The organism is Thiobacillus denitrificans DSM 12475 (assembly GCF_000376425.1).
Lineage (GTDB): Bacteria > Pseudomonadota > Gammaproteobacteria > Burkholderiales > Thiobacillaceae > Thiobacillus > Thiobacillus denitrificans.
Genome location: NZ_AQWL01000003.1, coordinates 254,713 through 271,641 on the forward strand (window position 1 = coordinate 254,713; position 16,929 = coordinate 271,641).

The following is a 16,929-nucleotide window of genomic DNA, read 5'->3' on the forward strand; positions in this document are numbered from 1 at the left end:
AGTGTTGTCAGTCCACTAAGGCCATTAAAACGGAATGTGATAGCCGGCACCAAGCATCCGCGTATCGAGACGAATATTCCGGTCCAGCAATTTTGGCGCGTCTCCATTCAATGCGACGGTGTCGTAGATTTTCCCCACCGCGAACAGTTCGGTCGCGCCGCCGTCAAGCGAAGTCTTGAAGACCTGTAGCGTGCTGATCGTTTTTGCCTGTTGCTTGGCTTCGTCCTGGTCGACGATACACACCGTGATGTGACGGCTTAATGGCGAATGATCACTGTTGTGCCTAGGCAGATTGTCGAATAAAAGCTTCATACCTTCCTTGTCCTGCTCAAGCCAGGTCATTTCCTTGCGGATTTCCGGGATATAAGCAGTAATGGCATAACGAAATGCCGGGTCGCACAAGTCAAGAAATCCAGCAAAGTCCTTGCTGTCCATTACAAGGCCAGATCGATAAATCAGTTCATCAATTGATTGTTTTGATGCCACACCAGTACTCCTCTTATTGAAGTAATGAAAGCCTGCAGATGGCTGTCGTCATGTTCGTAGCACGGCAGCCATCAACTATTGCTCAACCCAACTTGTTGTCGCCGAAGGGGTCGTATGCCGGGCGTCCCATGCGCTTGCCCCACTCAGCATAGAAGTGCCGCATCCCAACCTCGTCATGGATCGTCGAGTTTTCTTCGCGACCATGCAGGACCCATTTGCTGTCGCTCTTTTCGCGCATGGCCAGCCCCTGGCCGTGCACGCCCAGCAGGTCTTCATGCAAGTTACGACCGAACGGTCCCCAAATCGTATTGTGGTCACGCACCCGCTCGGCACGCTGCTCCGGGGTGTCGCTCTTCAAGCCGAGACCGCGGAATTCGATGATCAGCTTGTCCGGCCCCAGCGGGATAGCCGTGTCCATACGCAGCACCGATGTGCGGAGGTTGAAGGTCATTCCAGGGAAAAGGTCGATCAGCACCCAGCCGCCCGGCGCCAGACCCGGCCAGCCCACGGCGCGCTCCTGGCTGCCTGCATAGGCATCGTATTTAATCTCCATCGAGCCCACTGATGCATGGCCGCCCGGATAGCCTTTGTACTTGCGATCGAAATAGCCTGGCTGCATCATCCCCGTGATACGGTTGAAGTAATGCATATAGTCGTGGTAGAACTCGCTGTTCGTGTCATGCCACAACTTGTAATTCGTATTGACGATTGCCTTGTGATAGGTAAAAACCTCCAGAGGCTGGCTAAGGTTTTCCTCCATCATGCCGAGCGCATCGCCGATATACTCCTTGAGCGTGCCGCTGTTATCGTCCACGTTTACCCAGACAAAACCGCCGAAGCCGACTTCGCTTTTCACTTCACGCAGGCCAGCGTCCTTGCTGCTATAGCGATCCTGGTAACCTTCCTTGCTGCGGGGGATGTCAATGCAATCCCCCTGCGCGTTGAACGACCAGGCATGGAAAATGCACGTGACACGCTTGGTGTTTCCAACAGGATCGTAAAGGAGCGTATTGCCACGATGCGGACAGATATTATAGAAGGCTCGCACCTTCATATCTTCGCCGCGAATCATAAAAAGCTTTGCCCCGCCCGGATGACTGAAAGTCCGGTAATCGTAGGCGTTCGGCAGTTCCGATTCGTGGCAGCCGATGATCCAGCATTTATTGAAAATCTTTTCCTGCTCCTCGCGGAAAATCTGCTCGTCTGTGTAAATCCTGGTATCCACGAAATGAGTAGACGGGAACTTCGGCTGCTCTTTCCATGCAATTTCGTTACGTGACATTCTTGTCTCCTATCGAGTTGGGCAAGGTAAAAACATTTTCTGTGTATGGTTAAGCATAGGCCGTGCCAGATTAAACAAATCGGGGCATGACCCTAGAGACAATACGTAATATCGCGGTATCACGGCTGTCACAATGAAAAACCCGAACACCCGCTCAATTGCCCCCATTTCGCAACATCCGTTTCCTTGTATCGTTTAACGTGTCACCTGAAACACTCTGCGTCAGATTTGTCACATTACGCAGCATAGAAAGCCCTGAATACGCCGCCCATATTAGAATCCGCCTATTTTCTGCCGGTACATTCCTGTCAGCAGGCAACACTCAGCCTTGCCGTCCGCACAACTGCATCTGGGAGGGCATCGACCCCGACATGCGAAATTTCTCAAGGGTTCAAGTAAAGGATGGAAGCGCTTGTATCTGCAGCACTCGCTACCCATCGTCAATCGCAGGTGGAGCGGGCAGAGGCATCGAACAAATGAAACACACGTCTTTCATCGTTGCACTATGCCGCTTATGCCCAAGCCTGCATTCGGGAGGGGCAACCCGGAAGCGGACCACCCTTCAATTCCCGAGTCGATAACAACTCAGTTTCAGGAGAATCCAATGACCGACCCACTCTTGAATTTCGATGGCAAAGTCGTCCTGATCACTGGTGGCAGCACAGGCATTGGCCGGCCCACGGCGCTCGCTTTCGCCACACGCGGCGCGAAGGTCGTCGTGGGGACGTGAGCGACGCCGGTGGCGAGACGATCGAACTGATAAAGGCCGCTGGCGACGCAGGCTTGTTCATTCAAATGAACGTCGCAGATTCGTCGGACGTGCGCGCTCGTCGAGAAAACCGTCGCTGCCTTTGGCGGCTTGCATTGCGCCTTCAACAATGCTCTGGCTCCGGGCCTCGTGGAAACACCGATGACAAGGCGCTGGCTGGATGATCCCGTCATGCGAGGCGCCGTATTGAGCGGGCCGCTGATGGGAAGGGCCGCGGCGCCCGAGGAAATCGCCGGCACAGTACTTTATCTGTGTTCTCCCATGACGACGTTCGCAACCGGAACCTTCATTATCGATGGCGGCCAGACCGCGCATTGAGTGGCCCGATGCAGATGCCGTCCGGCCTGAGCGCCAACAATCGATCAAACCGGAGCCGCTGCGCGACCCGGCTTGTTCAGACGTGCGCGCCTGAGCGCGAACTCGCCACCGACTGTCGAGGCACGGGCGAAGCGACGGCGCGAAACCGTCATTTCTTGTTGGATATACTTTGCGTTACGGGTTTTTGGAGTGTCACCGGATCATGGCGAAGAAATCGCTTTCAAGCATGGCGCCGGCAAGCGCAGTACAGACAAACGACGGGCAATGGCGGTCGTGGACGAATAGCAGCGAACGCTACGGATCGGTCGCCCAGGCCTTGCACTGGAGCATTGCCCTTCGTTCCTGGTCTGCTACGTGGCGGTCTACTACCGGCACTGGTTTACACTGCCGAAAACACCCACCAACTGGCTCGCCCTGCAAACGCATCTGGTCGCGGGCGTTGCCGTCGCCGCGCTGGTCGTGGCGCGCGTGTTCTGGTTCTTCCACAGCATCCAGCCGGACGACCCGCCCGGCACCCGTTTCGAGCACCTCGCATCGCACGGGATGCATCGCGCGCTGTACCTGTTCATGATCGTCATGCCCATCAGCGGCTATCTGGGATGCGGGGTTGCGATCGAGTTCATGGGGCTGGGCGACATTCCGAGCTTCAAGGACACCGGACTCTTCAAGTCGCTCGGCGTGGCCTGGGAAACATTCGAAAAACCGGTCGACTTTGTGCACAAGAATTCCGGCGCGTATCTGGTCTGGGTTCTGGTTCTGCTCCATGCCGGCGCCGCCCTCTTCCATCATTACGTCAAGCGAGACGACGTGCTGCGCCGCATGCTGCCTTGAGCCCGGGTACCGGGCATTTTCATCCGCTCTGCGGCCGCCACGGGCAGCATCCGTGAAGCAGGACGCTGCCATCTGCGACGTGGGGACGACCTCACACGCTCACTTCGACCATGGGACGGCCCAGCTGCAAAAGGAGATTCGTTAAATGAACTGGGTAATTTTGTTTGTCGCAGGACTGCTCGAGATCGGCTGGGCAATCGGCTTGAAATACACCGACGGTTTTACGCGTTTCTGGCCAACCCTTGGAACCGTGGCGGCAATGGTGGCGAGCCTGGCCTTGCTCGGCATCGCGATGCGTTCGCTGCCGGTTGGCACGGCGTATGCCGTCTGGGTTGGCGTGGGTGCTGTCGGCACGGCCTTGCTCGGCATCGTGCTGCTTGGCGAAGCGGTGAACGCGGCGCGAATTTTCAGCCTTGGGCTGATCGTGGCCGGCATTGTCGGGTTGAAGCTGGCAACGCCTGCCTGACCGTGCGAGGCTGCCCCGGGGCCGCGGCTCGATTTGCGCAGATGCGCGCTTGCCTGCGGAGTGACTATAGTGGTTGGGAGGGTGCTGGCCCGCCGCCTCGGGCGGGCGGCGGTCCGGCGGCGTCTTTTTCAACCCGGGAGGTTTCATGAACAATGCAATCACGCTGCTCGCACGGATTCTTCTCGCACACATTTTCCTCATCTCCGGGCTAGGCAAACTCGGCGCCGGCTACATCGGAACGCAGGGCTATATGGAGGCCATGGGACTGCCCGGCATGCTGCTGCCGCTGGTCATCGCACTGGAAATCGGCGGCGGCCTGGCGTTGATCGCAGGCTTTCTCACGCGCTGGGCTGCGCTTGCGCTGGCAGCGTTCAGCATTGTTTCAGCCCTGCTCTTCCACGCCAACTTCGGTGACCAGACCCAGACGATCATGTTCATGAAGAACCTTGCCATGGGAGGCGGTCTGCTGATGCTCTACGTCCACGGTGCCGGCGCATTCAGCGTGGATGCGAAACGCGGCGGGTGACGCGGATGGACCTTCGCGTCAAGCGTGTCTATGCATCCCCGTCGCCGGAGGACGGCGCGAGGGTTCTGGTCGACCGCCTGTGGCCGCGCGGCCTCAGCCGCGAAAAGGCCCGCGTCGATCTATGGCTGAAGGAGCTTGCGCCCAGCACCGAGCTGCGCAAGTGGTTCAATCACGAACCTGCAAAGTGGGACGAATTCAGGCAGCGCTACCGGCAGGAGCTGCGCCAGCAGCCGGCGGCGCTGGCGCAGCTGGCCGAACTGGCCGGCACGCGCCCCGTGACATTGCTGTTCGGCGCAAAGGAAGAGCGCTTCAACGACGCGGTGGCCCTGAAAGCCATCGTTCTTGCCCGTGGCCGCTAGCGCAATCCGTCATCCCCGCGCCCGGAACGCTCCGCGCCTTGGGCGGTCAATGGGGTCATCCAATTTATCAAATTACAGATCGAGCATGGCGGCACGCAGGCCGGCACTCGCCTCAGGCATCGGACCATGAAAAATCCCGTTTACCTCGCCAGCCTTGGCGCCGCCGTTTTGCTGGCGGCATGCTCCACCCCCCCCCCGGCCTCCGCTTCCAACGGTTCAGGCTGTCGACCTGGAGCGCTATTACGGCACCTGGTACGAGATTGCGCGCCTGCCCAACAGCTTTCAGGCGATGTGCGCATCGGATACCCAGGCGCTGTACCGTCCGAAAGGAAAAGAGGTGGCAGTGGTGAATCGCTGCCGCACGGCAGACAGCACGATCAAGCAGGCCGACGGAATCGCCAGGGTCGTGGCGGGCAGCCATGGCACCAAGCTGCGGGTCAGTTTCTTCCGTCCCTTCTATGGCGACTACTGGATCCTGGCGCTCGATCCGGGCTACCGCTGGGTGCTGGTCGGCGAACCCGGCCGAAAATACGCATGGATATTGTCGAGGCAGCCGAAGCTCGACGAGGCGACGCTGGAAGCCTTGTTGAATCGGGCCGCAGCGCTTGGGTTCGATCGGCAGGCGTTCCTGAGAACCCCGCACACCGGAGGTGCATTGACGCCTATGGCGCCAGCCAGCGGGGAATGAGGCATCGACGGAAAAGAGAACAGGCGCGACATCCCATCGTCAAACCCTCCGTCATGCTGCGCGCCGTTCAGGCCGACACCGCCGCGCCCCCGCTGGATGCCATCGCCGAGCATGGCAGGGAAAGCCGGCCGGACCTTGTTCCGCTTCTTCTGCAACCCACAAAGTGCTTTTCGCCGACGCATGGACCTGGTTTTAATTCATGGAATGGGCAGAACCCCCCTCTCGATGGCGCGGCTGCGCCGGCGATTACGGCGCGCCGGCCACAATCCCTTGCTGTTTGGCTACGTTCCCGCATTTGAAACCCTGCAGGGGACGGTCGCGCGCCTGGTGAAGCTGATCGATCGCCGGGTCGACAGCGGGAACTACGCGCTGGTGGGGCATTCGCTGGGGACGGTGATCATCCGGACAGTGCTCGGCCAGCTGGAAAACCGGGCGCCATCCGCCTGTTTTTTCCTGGCGCCACCGCTGGTTGCCTGCAGGGCCGCCCGGTTTTTTTCCCGCTTCCGTCTCTATCGATGGCTGACGGGCGAAATGGGCCAGCTGCTGGCGCTCGAATCGTTCATGCAGCAATTGCCGATGCCGTCGGTGCCGACCCGGATCTATGCGGGCGTCGGCTGCCCGCGCGCGCCCTGGCTGCCGTTCGGCATGGAAGCCAGCGACTGCATTCTCGGCGTGTCCGAAGCCACCGGCAGCTTCGAGACGGAATCGGTCAAGGTGCCTTCCACCCACACCTTCATCATGAACTCGAAGCAGGTTTTCGACGACATGGTTGATTTCCTGAAACCGCTGGCCTGACCGCACACTCGCATGGGAGAACACCATGGAACCACGCATCAGTCTCATCACCCTCGGCGTGGCCGATCTCGAGCGCGCCACCCGCTTCTACCAGGAGTGTCTTGGCCTGCCACGGCTGGAGACGCCGCCGTCGGTGACGTTCTTCGAACTCGGGAAAACCTGGCTTGCGCTCTGGTCACGGGAAAGCCTGGCCGCCGATGCCGGCCTCGCAGCGGAAGGCTCGGGTTTTCGCGGCTTCGCGCTGGCGCATAACGTTCGCTCGCCGGCGGAAGTGGATGCGCTGCTTGCCCGGGTTGCCGCCTGCGGCGGCACCGTCACCCGGCCCGGACAGCCGACGGACTGGGGAGGCTACTCCGGCTATTTCACCGACCCGGATGGATTTGTCTGGGAGATTGCGCATAATCCAGACTATCCGCATGTCTGAATGACCTGGCGTCTCAACCGCATAAGGAGCCCTATCCATGATCCACTTGCCCGATTCATTACATGCCTGGGGAACACCCGGGTTCGAGGCTGTTCTCAAGCAGGAAATCGAACAGCTGGATGCCGTGCAACTGCCGCTGCAACAGGGCCTGGCCATCAGCAGCCACGTCACGGAGCGGCCTTTCCAGGCGATGCCGATCAGCATGCGCGAAGAATCCGGCCTGATTCGCGTCAAGGCGGGGATTTTTTATACGGGAGTGATTGCCGGCTGCAGTTGCGCGGACGATCCCACGCCCATCGACGAACAGACAGAATACTGCGTGGTGCAGTTCGATATCGATCCGGCGACGGCCAGCGCCACGGTGGTACTGCTGGATGAATAAGCGGTGCAGCGGCGGCTAGCCGCAGACAGCGGGGGCTGGACGCGATGGCGCCGCGCTAGGGCGCGGCAGGCCTGATTTCCAGCTCTTCCGGATACGGCCGGCTCGGGTACTGGAAGGCAACCGGTCCGTCGGGTTTCGCATGCACGAACTGGTACACGAAGGGGTCGATGGAACCGGCCATCTCGGCGGCGTTGCCCTCGGCCACCACCACGCCGTCGTGGATGAAATAGACGTAGTCGGCGACCTTCAGCGATTCCGAAACATCGTAGGTCACCACGACCGACGTCAGCCCGAGCGCATCGTTGAGGCGCCGGATCAGGTTGGCGATGGTGTTGAGCGAGATCGGGTCGAGGCCGGCGAAGGGCTCGTCGTACATGATCAGCATGGGATCGAGCGCGATCGCCCGTGCCAGCGCCACACGGCGCTCCATGCCGCCCGACAGTTCGCCGGTGCGCAGGGCATGGGCGCCGCGCAGGCCGACGGCATGCAGCTTCATCAGGACAAGATCGTGGATCGCCTCTTCCGGCAGGTCGGTGTGTTCGCGCATCGGATAGGCGATGTTGTCGAACACCGACAGGTCGCTGAACAGCCCGCTGACCTGGAACATCATCCCCATCTTGCGCCGCATCGCGTAGAGGTCGGCATTGTTCAGTTCGTGCACCATCTGGCCGTCGAATGCCACGCTGCCGCGCGACGGCCTGAGCTGGCCGCCCACGTGGCGCAGCAGCGTGGTCTTGCCGCAGCCGCTGACGCCGAGGATGGCGACGACCTTGCCGCGCGGGATAGCGAGATTGATCCCCTTCAACACCCGATTGTTTTCATACGAGAAATGCAGGTCGCGGATCTCGACCAGCGTGTCCGTGTTGTTCTCTTGCAGGGGCGGCATGGTCAGATTTCGCTCAACAGTGCTTCCGGCGCTTCCAGCGCGGCCTTCACCGCCACCAGGAACTGCACCGCGTCGCGGCCGTCGATCAGCCGGTGATCGTAGGTCAGCGCCAGATACATCATCGGGCGGATCACCACCTGGCCGCTCTCGGCGACCGGGCGTTCCTGGATGGTGTGCATGCCGAGGATGGCCGACTGCGGCGGATTGAGGATGGGCGTCGACAGCAGCGAACCGAACACGCCGCCGTTGGTGATGGAAAAGGTGCCGCCCGACAGCTCTTCGAGGGTAAGCCTGGACTCGCGCGCGCGGCGGGCGAAGTCGGCGATCGCGGCCTCGATCGCGGCCGGCGACAGCGTCTGCGCGCGGCGCAGGATCGGCACCACCAGCCCACGCGGGCTGGAAATGGCGATGCCGATGTCGACGTCGCCATGCCACACGATGTCATTGCCGTCGATGGCGGCGTTGACGAGCGGGAACTGCTCGAGCGCGCGACATACCGCACGCACGAAGAACGACATGTAGCCGAGCTTGACGCCGTGTTTCACTTCGAACTCGGCCTTGAAGCGCTGGCGCAGTTCGTTCACCGGCTGCATGTTCACCTCGTTGAAGGTGGTGAGCATGGCGGCGGTATGCTGCGCCGCGACCAGGCGCTCAGCGACGCGCAGGCGCAGACGCGACAGCGGTTCGCGGCGGCTTTCGCCTGGCGCGGAGGACGCCGCTGCCGGGGCGGCAGGCAGCGGCGTGCTGGGGGGCTGCACCGGGCTTGCAGCGGGTGCCGGCACGACGGTTGCCGGCGCGGCTGGCGCAGGCTTCGCAGCGGCAACGCCGGCCCCACCGTTCTCGCCGGTCTCGATCACCGCCACCACCTCGTCGGCCTTCACTACCGCGCCCTCCTCCCGGCGCAGTTCGAGCAGCGTGCCTGACACCGGCGCGGGGATTTCCAGAATCACCTTGTCGGTTTCCAGATCGACCAGGGTTTCGTCGCGCGCCACCATCTCGCCCACCTGTTTGCGCCACGGCAGCAGGGTGCCGCTGGCGACCGAATCGGACAGGGTCGGCACACGCACGTCAATTTTCATACGAAGTCTCCAGCGCGTCGTTCAGTAGCGCGTCCAGTTCCGCCCGGTGGCGCGAGACATAACCCGATGCCGGCGCGGCGGCTGCCGGGCGGCCGGCGTAATTGAAGCGCCGGCCGCCCGGCGCGCAGTGGTTGAGGTGGTGCAAGGTCTGGAACCACGCGCCCTGGTTCATCGGTTCTTCCTGTGCCCAGACGAAGGTGTCGGCTTGCGGATAGGCCTTCAGCACGGCGCGGAATTCGGCTTCGGGAAAAGGATAGAGCTGCTCGATGCGCACCAGCGCAATATCGTCCAACCCGCGCGCGACACGCGCCGCTTCGAGGTCGAACCATATCCGCCCGCTGCACGCCAGCACGCGTTTGCAATCGCGCGGCGCGCGCGGATCGTCGATCACGGGCAGGAACGTGCCGCTACTCAGATCCGCCAGCGATGAGGTGGAGGCCGGATGGCGCAACAGGCTCTTCGGACTCATGATGACCAGCGGTTTTCTCAGCGGGCGCACGATCTGCCGCCGCAGCAGATGGAACAGCTGCGCCGGCAGCGTCGGCACGCACACCTGGATATTGTCCTGCGCGCACAGTTGCAGATAGCGTTCGAGGCGGGCCGACGAATGTTCCGGTCCCTGCCCCTCGAAGCCGTGCGGCAACAGCAGCGTGAGGCCGCACAAACGCCCCCACTTGGCCTCGCCGCTGGTGATGAACTGGTCGATCACCACCTGTGCACCGTTGGCGAAATCGCCGAACTGCGCCTCCCATACCACCAGCGTGTCGGGATCGGCAGTGGCGTAGCCGTATTCGAACGCCAGCACGGCTTCTTCCGACAGCAGCGAATCGATGATGGTGAAATTGCCCTGCTGGTTGTGGATATGCTCAAGCGGGATATAGACACCGCTCTGGCGGCGCTCACGCTTCTGGTCATGCCATACTGCATGGCGATGGAAAAACGTGCCGCGCGCCGAATCCTGGCCCGACACCCGCACGTTGTAGCCGGCGTCGAGCAAACTGGCGTAGGCCAGGTTTTCGGCGTAACCCCAGTCCACCGGCAGTGTTCCCGCGCGCATGCGGCGGCGGTCGTCCAGCACTTTCTGCACCCGCGAATGCAGCTCGATCTCGTGCTGCAGCATGGTGATGCGATCGCCCAGAAAATCCAGCCGCGCGGCCGGCACGGCAGTCGGCACGTCGCCGGGGCTGCCTCTGAAGCGTTCCCAATGGGTAGCATAGGTCTGCTTGAAATCGGATAGCGCCGGCGCGCTCAGCGACTCGCCGTGTTCCAGCCGCGCACGGCAGGCATCGACCAGGTCGTCGGCCTGCGCCTGGTCGAGCAGCCCCTCGTCCACCAGCCGCTGCGCATACAGGGTGCGCGTGCTGGGATGCGCATGGATGCGGCGATACATCAGCGGCTGGGTGGCGAGCGGCTCGTCCTGCTCGTTGTGGCCGTGGCGACGGTAGCACACCAGATCGATAAAGACGTTCTTGTGGAAGGTATAGCGGTAATCGACCGCGGTCTGCACCGCGAACGCCACTGCCTCGGGATCGTCGCCGTTGACGTGCAGCACCGGCGCCTCGACCATTTTCGCCACGTCGGTGCAATACAGCGTCGAGCGCACGTCGCGAGGGTCGGATGTGGTGAAGCCGATCTGGTTGTTGATCACCACGTGGATTGCGCCGCCGTTCCTGAAGCCGCGCGTCTGCGACATGTTGAGGCTTTCCATCACCACGCCCTGCCCCGACAGCGCGGCGTCGCCGTGCAGGATCACCGGCACCACTTCGTAGCCGAGCACGTCGCCGCGCCGGTCCTGGCGTGCGCGCACCGAGCCGCGCACCACCGGATGCACGATCTCGAGATGCGAGGGATTGAAGGCCAGCGCCAGGTGCACCGGTCCGTATGGCGTGGAAATATCGGTGGAAAAGCCTTGGTGATATTTGACGTCACCCGACAGTGGCGAATCTGCGTCGCCATTGTGCGGTTCTTCGTACAGGCTTTCGAGCGGACGCCCCATGATATTGGCCAGCACGTTGATGCGCCCGCGATGCGCCATGCCCATGACGATTTCCTTGGCGCCGTGGCGCGCGCAGCGTGCGATCACCTGGTCGAGCAGCGGGATCAGGCTCTCGCCACCTTCCAGCGAGAAGCGCTTCTGACCGACATGGCGCGTATGCAGGAATTTTTCCAGCGTCTCGGCATCGGTCAGCCGCTTCAGCAACTGCATCTTGAGTTGGGTGGACACGCCAAAACGCCCCTGCGCACTTTCGATGCGTTCCTGCAGCCAGCGTTTGCGCGCCACGTCGGTGAGGTGCATGTACTCGACGCCGACATGGCCGCAATAGGCACTGTTCACGCGCTGCAGGATATCGGCCAGAGTGGTGCGCCCCACCCCGAACAGCGATCCGGTCTCGAATTCCCGGGTCAGATCCGCCTCGGTCAGGCCGTAGTGCGCCGGGTCGAGTTCGGGATCCGGTGGCGGCTCGAAACGCCGCAGGGGATCCAGCTCGGCTTGGCGTACGCCCAGAAAGCGGTAGGCATTGATCAGCCGCAGCACCGCAACCTGGGCGGCATCCGATGCGGCGGCTGCGCCCGGCAGCGGCCGGTTCAGCCAGGGCGCCAGCGCATCGTCGCCGAACTGCTCCAGATACGCCGCATTGCCGGCGTAAAGCGGTGACGTCAGGCGCCAGTCGGGTTCGTTCATGTCGAAGCGGTCGGCCAACGTGCTGCCGGCTCAGGCACGGCGCTGGTCCAGCGACACGTATTCGCGACGTGTCGCACCGGTATAGAGCTGGCGCGGGCGGCCGATCTTGTGAGCCGGATCGGACAGCATTTCGTTCCACTGCGCCACCCAGCCTGATGTCCGCGCGAGGGCGAACATCACGGTGAACATGCTGGGTGGAATACCCATGGCACGGAAGATGATGCCGGAATAAAAATCGACGTTGGGATAAAGCTTGCGCGAAATGAAATAGTCGTCTTCCAGCGCGATGCGCTCGAGTTCCATCGCTATCTTAAACTGCGGATCGTCGCGCAGGTCGAGTTCGTCCAGCACTTCGTAGCAGGTCTGGCGAATGATGCGCGCGCGCGGGTCCATGTTCTTGTAGACGCGGTGACCGAAACCCATCAGGCGGAAGGTGTCGGCCTTGTCCTTGGCGCGCTTGATGTATTCGGGAATGCGCGAGACGTCGCCCATTTCGTCGAGCATTTTCAGCACCGCCTCGTTGGCGCCGCCGTGCAGTGGCCCCCACAGCGATGCCATGCCGGCCGCGACGCAGGCATAGGGATTGGCGCCGCTGGAACCGGCCAGCCGCACGGTCGAGGTCGAGGCGTTCTGCTCATGGTCGGCGTGCAGGATGAAAATACGGTCGAGCGCGCGCGCCAGCACCGGCCTGGGTTGATAGGGCTCGCACGGGGTGGAAAACATCATGTGCATGAAGTTTTCGGCATACGACAGATGGTTCTGCGGGTAGACGAAGGGCTGGCCTTCGTTGAACTTGTAGGCCCAGGCCGCCACCGTGGGTATCTTGGCGATCAGGCGATGCGCGACGATTTCACGGTGGCGCGGATCGAACAGATCGGTGCCTTCATGGTAGAAGGCCGACATCGCGCCGGTGACGCCGATCATCACCGCCATCGGATGTGCGCTGCGGCGGAATCCGCGGAACACGTTCTCCATCTGGTCGTGCAGCAGGCTGTGATGACGGATCGAGTTTTCGAATGCCATTTTCTGCCCGGCCGTAGGCAATTCGCCGTGGTTCAGCAGATAACAGACTTCCATGTAATCCGACTGATAGGCCAGTTCTTCGATCGGGTAGCCACGGTAATACAGCAGCCCTTCGTCGCCGTCGATATAGGTAATGGCGGAATTACAGCTGGAGGTGGCGGTGAAACCCGGGTCGTGGGTAAAGTAGCCGTGCGGGCCGAGTTCGCGGATGTCGATCACCGGCTTGCCATAGGTGCCCTGTTCGATGGGCAGTTCGATGGACGGACTGCCGTCGCTGAAAGTAAGGGTGACGGTTTTTTTCATTGCCATTCCAAAAATAGTGCAGCCCGATAATGCCGCAGGCGTCCAACAAGCGCTTCGAGAGCGGCATCGCCCGCAGGCGACCTGCCTTGCAGCCGGTCGACGATTTCCATGTCGGACAAGGCCAGCAACCGTTCCAGTGCGGCTGTCTCGCCAGGCTGAAGTGTAGCGCGGTGCGCCTGCAGAAAGCCACCCAGCCAGAGATCGAGTTCGAGCAATCCGCGACGGCAGCGCCAGGCCAGCGCGTCAGACACGCCGTTTCACCAGCAAGGCTTTGATGCGCCCGATTGCCGCCGTCGGGTTCAGCCCCTTGGGGCAGGCATCGACGCAATTCATGATGCCACGGCAGCGGTACAGCCGGTACGGGTCTTCCAGGTTGTCGAGCCGCGCGGGCGTCGCTTCGTCCCGGCTGTCGGCAATGAAACGGTACGCCTGCAGCAGCCCCGCCGGGCCGACGAATTTTTCCGGATTCCACCAGAACGAAGGGCACGCCGTGGTACAGCAGGCGCACAGGATGCATTCGTAGGCGCCGTCGAGCAGCGCGCGATCCTGCGGACTCTGCAAACGTTCCACCTCGGGTTCGGGGTCGTCGTTGACGAGCCAGGGCTTGACCGAGCGGTACTGCCTGTAGAACGGCTCCATGTCGACGACCAGGTCGCGGATCACCGGCAGCCCCGGCAGCGGCCGCACTTCGATCGGCTCCGTCAGTTCGGAAAGCGGTGTGATGCACGCCAGCCGGTTCTTTCCATTGACGTTCACCGCATCCGACCCGCACACGCCTTCGCGGCAGGAGCGGCGCAGGCTCAGCGTTTCGTCCTGCGCCTTGATCGCGATGAGCGCGTCGAGCAGCATCTTGCCGGCCGGGTCGATGTCGAGTTCGACCTCCTGCATGAAGGGTTTCTCACCGGATTCGGGACGGTAGCGGTAGAGGCAGAATTTCATGTGCACTCACAGTCCGCCGGGATTGCGGCGGCTTCGCTTTTCGTCCTTGAGCGAAAAGCGGCACCCTTGTATCCCACAAATAAATGAAAAATCCCGGAACGCATCAATACACCCGCTCCTTCGGCCGGATCGACTCCACCGTCAACGGCTTCAACCGCACCGGCTTGGCATCCACCTGGTCCCCTTCACGCGAATAGAGCGTGTGCTTGAGCCAGTGCTCGTCGTCGCGCTGCGGAAAATCCTCGCGGGTATGCGCGCCGCGGCTTTCGGTTCGGGAAATCGCCGACACCAGCGTCGCGCGCGCCACGCCGATCAGGTTTTCCAGTTCCAGCGCCTCGATACGCGCGGTGTTGAACACGCGGCTGGTGTCCTGCAAGCCTGCATGCGCCAGGCGCGCTTCCAGCTCGTTCAACTGCGTGAAGCCTTCACGCAAGACGGTGTCGGTGCGGAACACGCCGCACCGGGTCTGCATGGTACGACGGAGATCGTCAGTAATCGCGGTGATGCGCTCGTTGCCGGGCTGCTCCCAGCGCGCCAGCCGCGCGCGACTGGCATCGGCGGCGTCACCCGGCAAGGGGCGCGGATACGGGTTGTCGCGCAGATACTCCAGCATATGCCTGCCTGCGGCGCGGCCGAACACGACCAGGTCGAGCAGCGAATTGCCGCCCAGCCGGTTGGCACCGTGCACCGACACGCACGCGCATTCACCGACGGCATACAGGCCCGGCACCGGCTCTTCCGGGCCGAAGCGCGCGGGCGCGACGACCTGGCCGTGCAGGTTGGTGGGAATGCCGCCCATCATGTAGTGCGCGGTGGGAGCGACCGGAATCGGCGCCTTGATCGGATCGACACCAGCGAAGCGGATCGACAGCTCACGGATGCCGGGAAGTTTTTCGACGATGGCCTGCTCGCCCAGGTGGTCAAGCTTGAGATCGACGCAGTCCGCACGCGGCCCGCAGCCACGCCCCTCGGCGATTTCGATGGCAATCGCGCGCGCCACCACATCGCGCCCGGCGAGATCCCGGGCGTGCGGCGCATAACGTTCCATGAAACGTTCGCCGTGCTTGTTCAGGAGATAGCCGCCCTCGCCGCGTACGCCTTCGGTGATGAGACAGCCGACACCGGCGATGCCGGTGGGGTGGAACTGCCAGAATTCCATGTCCTGCAGCGGCAGCCCGGCACGCAGCACCATGCCGAGACCGTCGCCGGTATTGATCATGGCGTTGCTGCTGTTGCCGAACACACGCCCTGCCCCGCCGGTGGCAAGCAGCGTCGCGCGCGCCTCGATCAGCAGCGGTTCGCCGGTTTCGATCGAAAACGCGCTGACACCCAGACAGTAGCCGTCGGCGTCGCGCAGCAGGTCGAGGGCAAAGTATTCGTCGAAGAACTGCGTGCGATGCTGGATGTTCTGCTGATACAGCGTATGCAGCAGCGCATGGCCGGTGCGGTCGGCCGCAGCGCAGGTACGGGTGGCCTGGTCGCCGCCGAAATGCTTCGACTGGCCGCCGAATGGCCGCTGGTAGATCTTGCCGTTATCGAGGCGAGAGAACGGCAGCCCCATGTGTTCCAGTTCGTAGACAGCGCTGGCAGCCTCGCGGCACATGAACTCGATCGCGTCCTGGTCGCCGAGCCAGTCGCCGCCCTTGACCGTGTCATACATGTGCCATTCCCAGCGGTCGTCGTCGACGTTGGCGAGTGCGGCGGTAATGCCGCCCTGTGCCGATACCGTGTGCGAACGCGTGGGAAAGACCTTCGACACCACCGCGACCGTATAGTCGGAACGCGCCAGTTGCAGTGCCGCGCGCAGGCCGGCGCCGCCGCCGCCGATGATGAGTGCATCGAAACGGCGCGTGTTCATGCCGTACGTCCCAGCGCCGCGTCAAACAGGATCACGGCCAGCCACGCCATGCTGCCCGCCAGGGTGACGATCACCGCCAGATACAGCGCCAGCCGCAGGCCGGTCGGGTGAGCGTAATCCATGCAGATGTCGCGTACCCCCACCCAGGCGTGCAGTGCCAGCGCCGTGGCCGTGAGCAGCATCAGCACACGCAGCCACGGCGGCGCGAACAAGGCCTGCCAGCCGGCGAAATCAAGCGGCAAGGCGGCCAGGAAATACGCTGCCAACAGCGGCAAAGCCAGCGCCAGCATCACCGCAGTGGCACGCTGCAGAAGCCAGGTTCCCGTGCCGGTATGCGCGCCGGTGGTGGTTTTCATGCGAACAGCTTCCAGGCGGCAAGCAGCGTGGCCAGCCCGCTTGCCAGCAAAACCGCGATGCTGCTTTGCCACGCCCGGCGCAGGTCAAGACCCCAGTGCACATCCAGCGCCAGGTGCCGCAAGCCGGCGAAAAAATGATGCGCAAACGCCCATACCAGAAACAGCAGCACCAGCCTGGCCAGCGGATGCGTCAGCCAATCGGCCATGCGCTGGAAGCCGGCTTCGCCCGACAGTGAGACCGACAGCGCCCACACCCCGAACGGAAAAGCCACGAACAGCAGTACGCCCGAAACGCGATGCAGGATCGACACCCAGCCGGCGAGCGGCAAATGGATGCGGAACAGGTTCAGGTAGACGGGACGCGCGACCGGCTTCACGGCAGGGCACCGGGTTTCAGTTCGGGCAACGATTGTCGGGATCGCCACCCAAACAACATCAAGTGCACGCGGAACGTGTTCAGGCAAGTAGGTCTGGCG

The 16,929-nt window shown here is 62.4% G+C and carries 21 protein-coding genes; 10 read left to right on the forward strand and 11 right to left on the reverse strand.

The window, feature by feature from the left end:
• Positions 1-24: 24 nt before the first annotated feature.
• Both B059_RS0105855 and B059_RS0105860 read right to left on the reverse strand, forming a co-directional pair.
• Positions 25-486, reverse strand: coding sequence for a nuclear transport factor 2 family protein (locus tag B059_RS0105855; protein ID WP_026177335.1), 462 nt, complete (start codon positions 484-486; stop codon positions 25-27).
• 82 nt (positions 487-568) lie between these two features.
• Positions 569-1,768 carry an aromatic ring-hydroxylating oxygenase subunit alpha gene (locus B059_RS0105860; protein WP_026177336.1) on the reverse strand — a complete coding sequence of 400 codons (1,200 nt, stop codon included), beginning with the start codon at positions 1,766-1,768 and terminating at the stop codon, positions 569-571.
• Between the two features lie 604 nt (positions 1,769-2,372).
• On the opposite strand from B059_RS0105860, the gene B059_RS21210 reads away from it, so the two are divergent.
• From B059_RS21210 to B059_RS0105910, 10 genes are all read left to right on the forward strand, one after another.
• Positions 2,373-2,498: an SDR family NAD(P)-dependent oxidoreductase gene (locus B059_RS21210; protein ID WP_018077316.1), complete on the forward strand. Its 126-nt coding sequence runs from the start codon at positions 2,373-2,375 to the stop codon at positions 2,496-2,498.
• A 129-nt stretch (positions 2,499-2,627) separates the two neighbouring features.
• A complete protein-coding gene (locus B059_RS21215) occupies positions 2,628-2,855 on the forward strand; it encodes an SDR family oxidoreductase (protein ID WP_272867457.1) in 228 nt (75 codons plus the stop codon).
• 354 nt (positions 2,856-3,209) lie between these two features.
• On the forward strand, positions 3,210-3,686 hold the full coding sequence (locus B059_RS18755) for a cytochrome b (RefSeq protein ID WP_018077318.1): 477 nt from the start codon (positions 3,210-3,212) through the stop codon (positions 3,684-3,686).
• Between the two features lie 145 nt (positions 3,687-3,831).
• Positions 3,832-4,152: a quaternary ammonium compound efflux SMR transporter SugE gene (gene sugE / locus B059_RS0105880; protein WP_018077319.1), complete on the forward strand. Its 321-nt coding sequence runs from the start codon at positions 3,832-3,834 to the stop codon at positions 4,150-4,152.
• Positions 4,153-4,297: 145 nt separating this feature from the next.
• Positions 4,298-4,678, forward strand: a complete 381-nt coding sequence (locus B059_RS0105885) for a DoxX family protein (RefSeq protein WP_018077320.1) — start codon at positions 4,298-4,300, stop codon at positions 4,676-4,678.
• 5 nt (positions 4,679-4,683) lie between these two features.
• The gene (locus B059_RS0105890; protein ID WP_018077321.1) at positions 4,684-5,037 is read left to right on the forward strand and encodes a DUF488 domain-containing protein; all 354 of its coding nucleotides are present in this window, start codon (positions 4,684-4,686) and stop codon (positions 5,035-5,037) included.
• A gap of 154 nt (positions 5,038-5,191) precedes the next feature.
• On the forward strand, positions 5,192-5,725 hold the full coding sequence (locus tag B059_RS18760; RefSeq protein ID WP_051068490.1) for a lipocalin family protein: 534 nt from the start codon (positions 5,192-5,194) through the stop codon (positions 5,723-5,725).
• A 180-nt stretch (positions 5,726-5,905) separates the two neighbouring features.
• Positions 5,906-6,520: an esterase/lipase family protein gene (locus tag B059_RS0105900; RefSeq protein ID WP_038058221.1), complete on the forward strand. Its 615-nt coding sequence runs from the start codon at positions 5,906-5,908 to the stop codon at positions 6,518-6,520.
• Positions 6,521-6,545: 25 nt separating this feature from the next.
• Positions 6,546-6,944, forward strand: coding sequence for a VOC family protein (locus B059_RS0105905; protein ID WP_018077324.1), 399 nt, complete (start codon positions 6,546-6,548; stop codon positions 6,942-6,944).
• Positions 6,945-6,981: 37 nt separating this feature from the next.
• Positions 6,982-7,326, forward strand: coding sequence for a hypothetical protein (locus tag B059_RS0105910; protein WP_018077325.1), 345 nt, complete (start codon positions 6,982-6,984; stop codon positions 7,324-7,326).
• Positions 7,327-7,381: 55 nt separating this feature from the next.
• Here the strand turns inward: B059_RS0105910 and B059_RS0105915 are convergent, their stop codons facing one another.
• The 9 genes from B059_RS0105915 to sdhC form a co-directional block, all read right to left on the reverse strand.
• A complete protein-coding gene (locus B059_RS0105915) occupies positions 7,382-8,212 on the reverse strand; it encodes an ABC transporter ATP-binding protein (RefSeq protein WP_018077326.1) in 831 nt (276 codons plus the stop codon).
• Between the two features lie 2 nt (positions 8,213-8,214).
• The gene (gene sucB, locus B059_RS0105920; RefSeq protein WP_018077327.1) at positions 8,215-9,291 is read right to left on the reverse strand and encodes a dihydrolipoyllysine-residue succinyltransferase; all 1,077 of its coding nucleotides are present in this window, start codon (positions 9,289-9,291) and stop codon (positions 8,215-8,217) included.
• Positions 9,281-11,974, reverse strand: coding sequence for a 2-oxoglutarate dehydrogenase E1 component (locus B059_RS0105925; RefSeq protein WP_026177338.1), 2,694 nt, complete (start codon positions 11,972-11,974; stop codon positions 9,281-9,283). Before B059_RS0105925 ends, sucB begins: the two co-directional genes overlap by 11 nt.
• Positions 11,975-12,004: 30 nt before the next feature.
• Positions 12,005-13,300: a citrate synthase gene (gene gltA, locus B059_RS0105930; protein WP_018077328.1), complete on the reverse strand. Its 1,296-nt coding sequence runs from the start codon at positions 13,298-13,300 to the stop codon at positions 12,005-12,007.
• A complete protein-coding gene (locus B059_RS0105935) occupies positions 13,297-13,551 on the reverse strand; it encodes an FAD assembly factor SdhE (RefSeq protein WP_018077329.1) in 255 nt (84 codons plus the stop codon). The genes gltA and B059_RS0105935 overlap by 4 nt, the downstream gene beginning before the upstream one ends.
• Positions 13,544-14,239, reverse strand: coding sequence for a succinate dehydrogenase iron-sulfur subunit (locus B059_RS0105940; protein ID WP_018077330.1), 696 nt, complete (start codon positions 14,237-14,239; stop codon positions 13,544-13,546). Before B059_RS0105940 ends, B059_RS0105935 begins: the two co-directional genes overlap by 8 nt.
• Before the next feature lie 103 nt (positions 14,240-14,342).
• Entirely contained in the window at positions 14,343-16,097 is a 1,755-nt protein-coding gene (sdhA, locus tag B059_RS0105945; RefSeq protein ID WP_018077331.1) for a succinate dehydrogenase flavoprotein subunit, read from the reverse strand.
• Complete coding sequence (gene sdhD / locus B059_RS0105950) at positions 16,094-16,453, reverse strand: succinate dehydrogenase, hydrophobic membrane anchor protein (RefSeq protein ID WP_018077332.1); 360 nt, start codon at positions 16,451-16,453, stop codon at positions 16,094-16,096. Before sdhD ends, sdhA begins: the two co-directional genes overlap by 4 nt.
• On the reverse strand, positions 16,450-16,830 hold the full coding sequence (gene sdhC, locus B059_RS0105955; protein ID WP_018077333.1) for a succinate dehydrogenase, cytochrome b556 subunit: 381 nt from the start codon (positions 16,828-16,830) through the stop codon (positions 16,450-16,452). The genes sdhD and sdhC overlap by 4 nt, the downstream gene beginning before the upstream one ends.
• Between the last annotated feature and the right edge of the window lie 99 nt (positions 16,831-16,929).

Excerpts from the sequence above, each read along its gene's own strand:
- B059_RS0105860 (WP_026177336.1), bottom strand. The coding sequence starts at position 1,768 with ATGTCACGTAACGAAATTGCATGGAAAGAGCAGCCGAAGTTCCCGTCT.
- B059_RS21210 (WP_018077316.1), top strand. The coding sequence starts at position 2,373 with ATGACCGACCCACTCTTGAATTTCGATGGCAAAGTCGTCCTGATCACT.
- sugE (WP_018077319.1), top strand. The coding sequence starts at position 3,832 with ATGAACTGGGTAATTTTGTTTGTCGCAGGACTGCTCGAGATCGGCTGG.
- B059_RS0105885 (WP_018077320.1), top strand. The coding sequence starts at position 4,298 with ATGAACAATGCAATCACGCTGCTCGCACGGATTCTTCTCGCACACATT.
- B059_RS0105890 (WP_018077321.1), top strand. The coding sequence starts at position 4,684 with ATGGACCTTCGCGTCAAGCGTGTCTATGCATCCCCGTCGCCGGAGGAC.
- B059_RS0105900 (WP_038058221.1), top strand. The coding sequence starts at position 5,906 with ATGGACCTGGTTTTAATTCATGGAATGGGCAGAACCCCCCTCTCGATG.
- B059_RS0105905 (WP_018077324.1), top strand. The coding sequence starts at position 6,546 with ATGGAACCACGCATCAGTCTCATCACCCTCGGCGTGGCCGATCTCGAG.
- B059_RS0105910 (WP_018077325.1), top strand. The coding sequence starts at position 6,982 with ATGATCCACTTGCCCGATTCATTACATGCCTGGGGAACACCCGGGTTC.
- B059_RS0105915 (WP_018077326.1), bottom strand. The coding sequence starts at position 8,212 with ATGCCGCCCCTGCAAGAGAACAACACGGACACGCTGGTCGAGATCCGC.
- sucB (WP_018077327.1), bottom strand. The coding sequence starts at position 9,291 with ATGAAAATTGACGTGCGTGTGCCGACCCTGTCCGATTCGGTCGCCAGC.
- B059_RS0105925 (WP_026177338.1), bottom strand. The coding sequence starts at position 11,974 with ATGAACGAACCCGACTGGCGCCTGACGTCACCGCTTTACGCCGGCAAT.
- gltA (WP_018077328.1), bottom strand. The coding sequence starts at position 13,300 with ATGAAAAAAACCGTCACCCTTACTTTCAGCGACGGCAGTCCGTCCATC.
- B059_RS0105940 (WP_018077330.1), bottom strand. The coding sequence starts at position 14,239 with ATGAAATTCTGCCTCTACCGCTACCGTCCCGAATCCGGTGAGAAACCC.
- sdhA (WP_018077331.1), bottom strand. The coding sequence starts at position 16,097 with ATGAACACGCGCCGTTTCGATGCACTCATCATCGGCGGCGGCGGCGCC.
- sdhD (WP_018077332.1), bottom strand. The coding sequence starts at position 16,453 with ATGAAAACCACCACCGGCGCGCATACCGGCACGGGAACCTGGCTTCTG.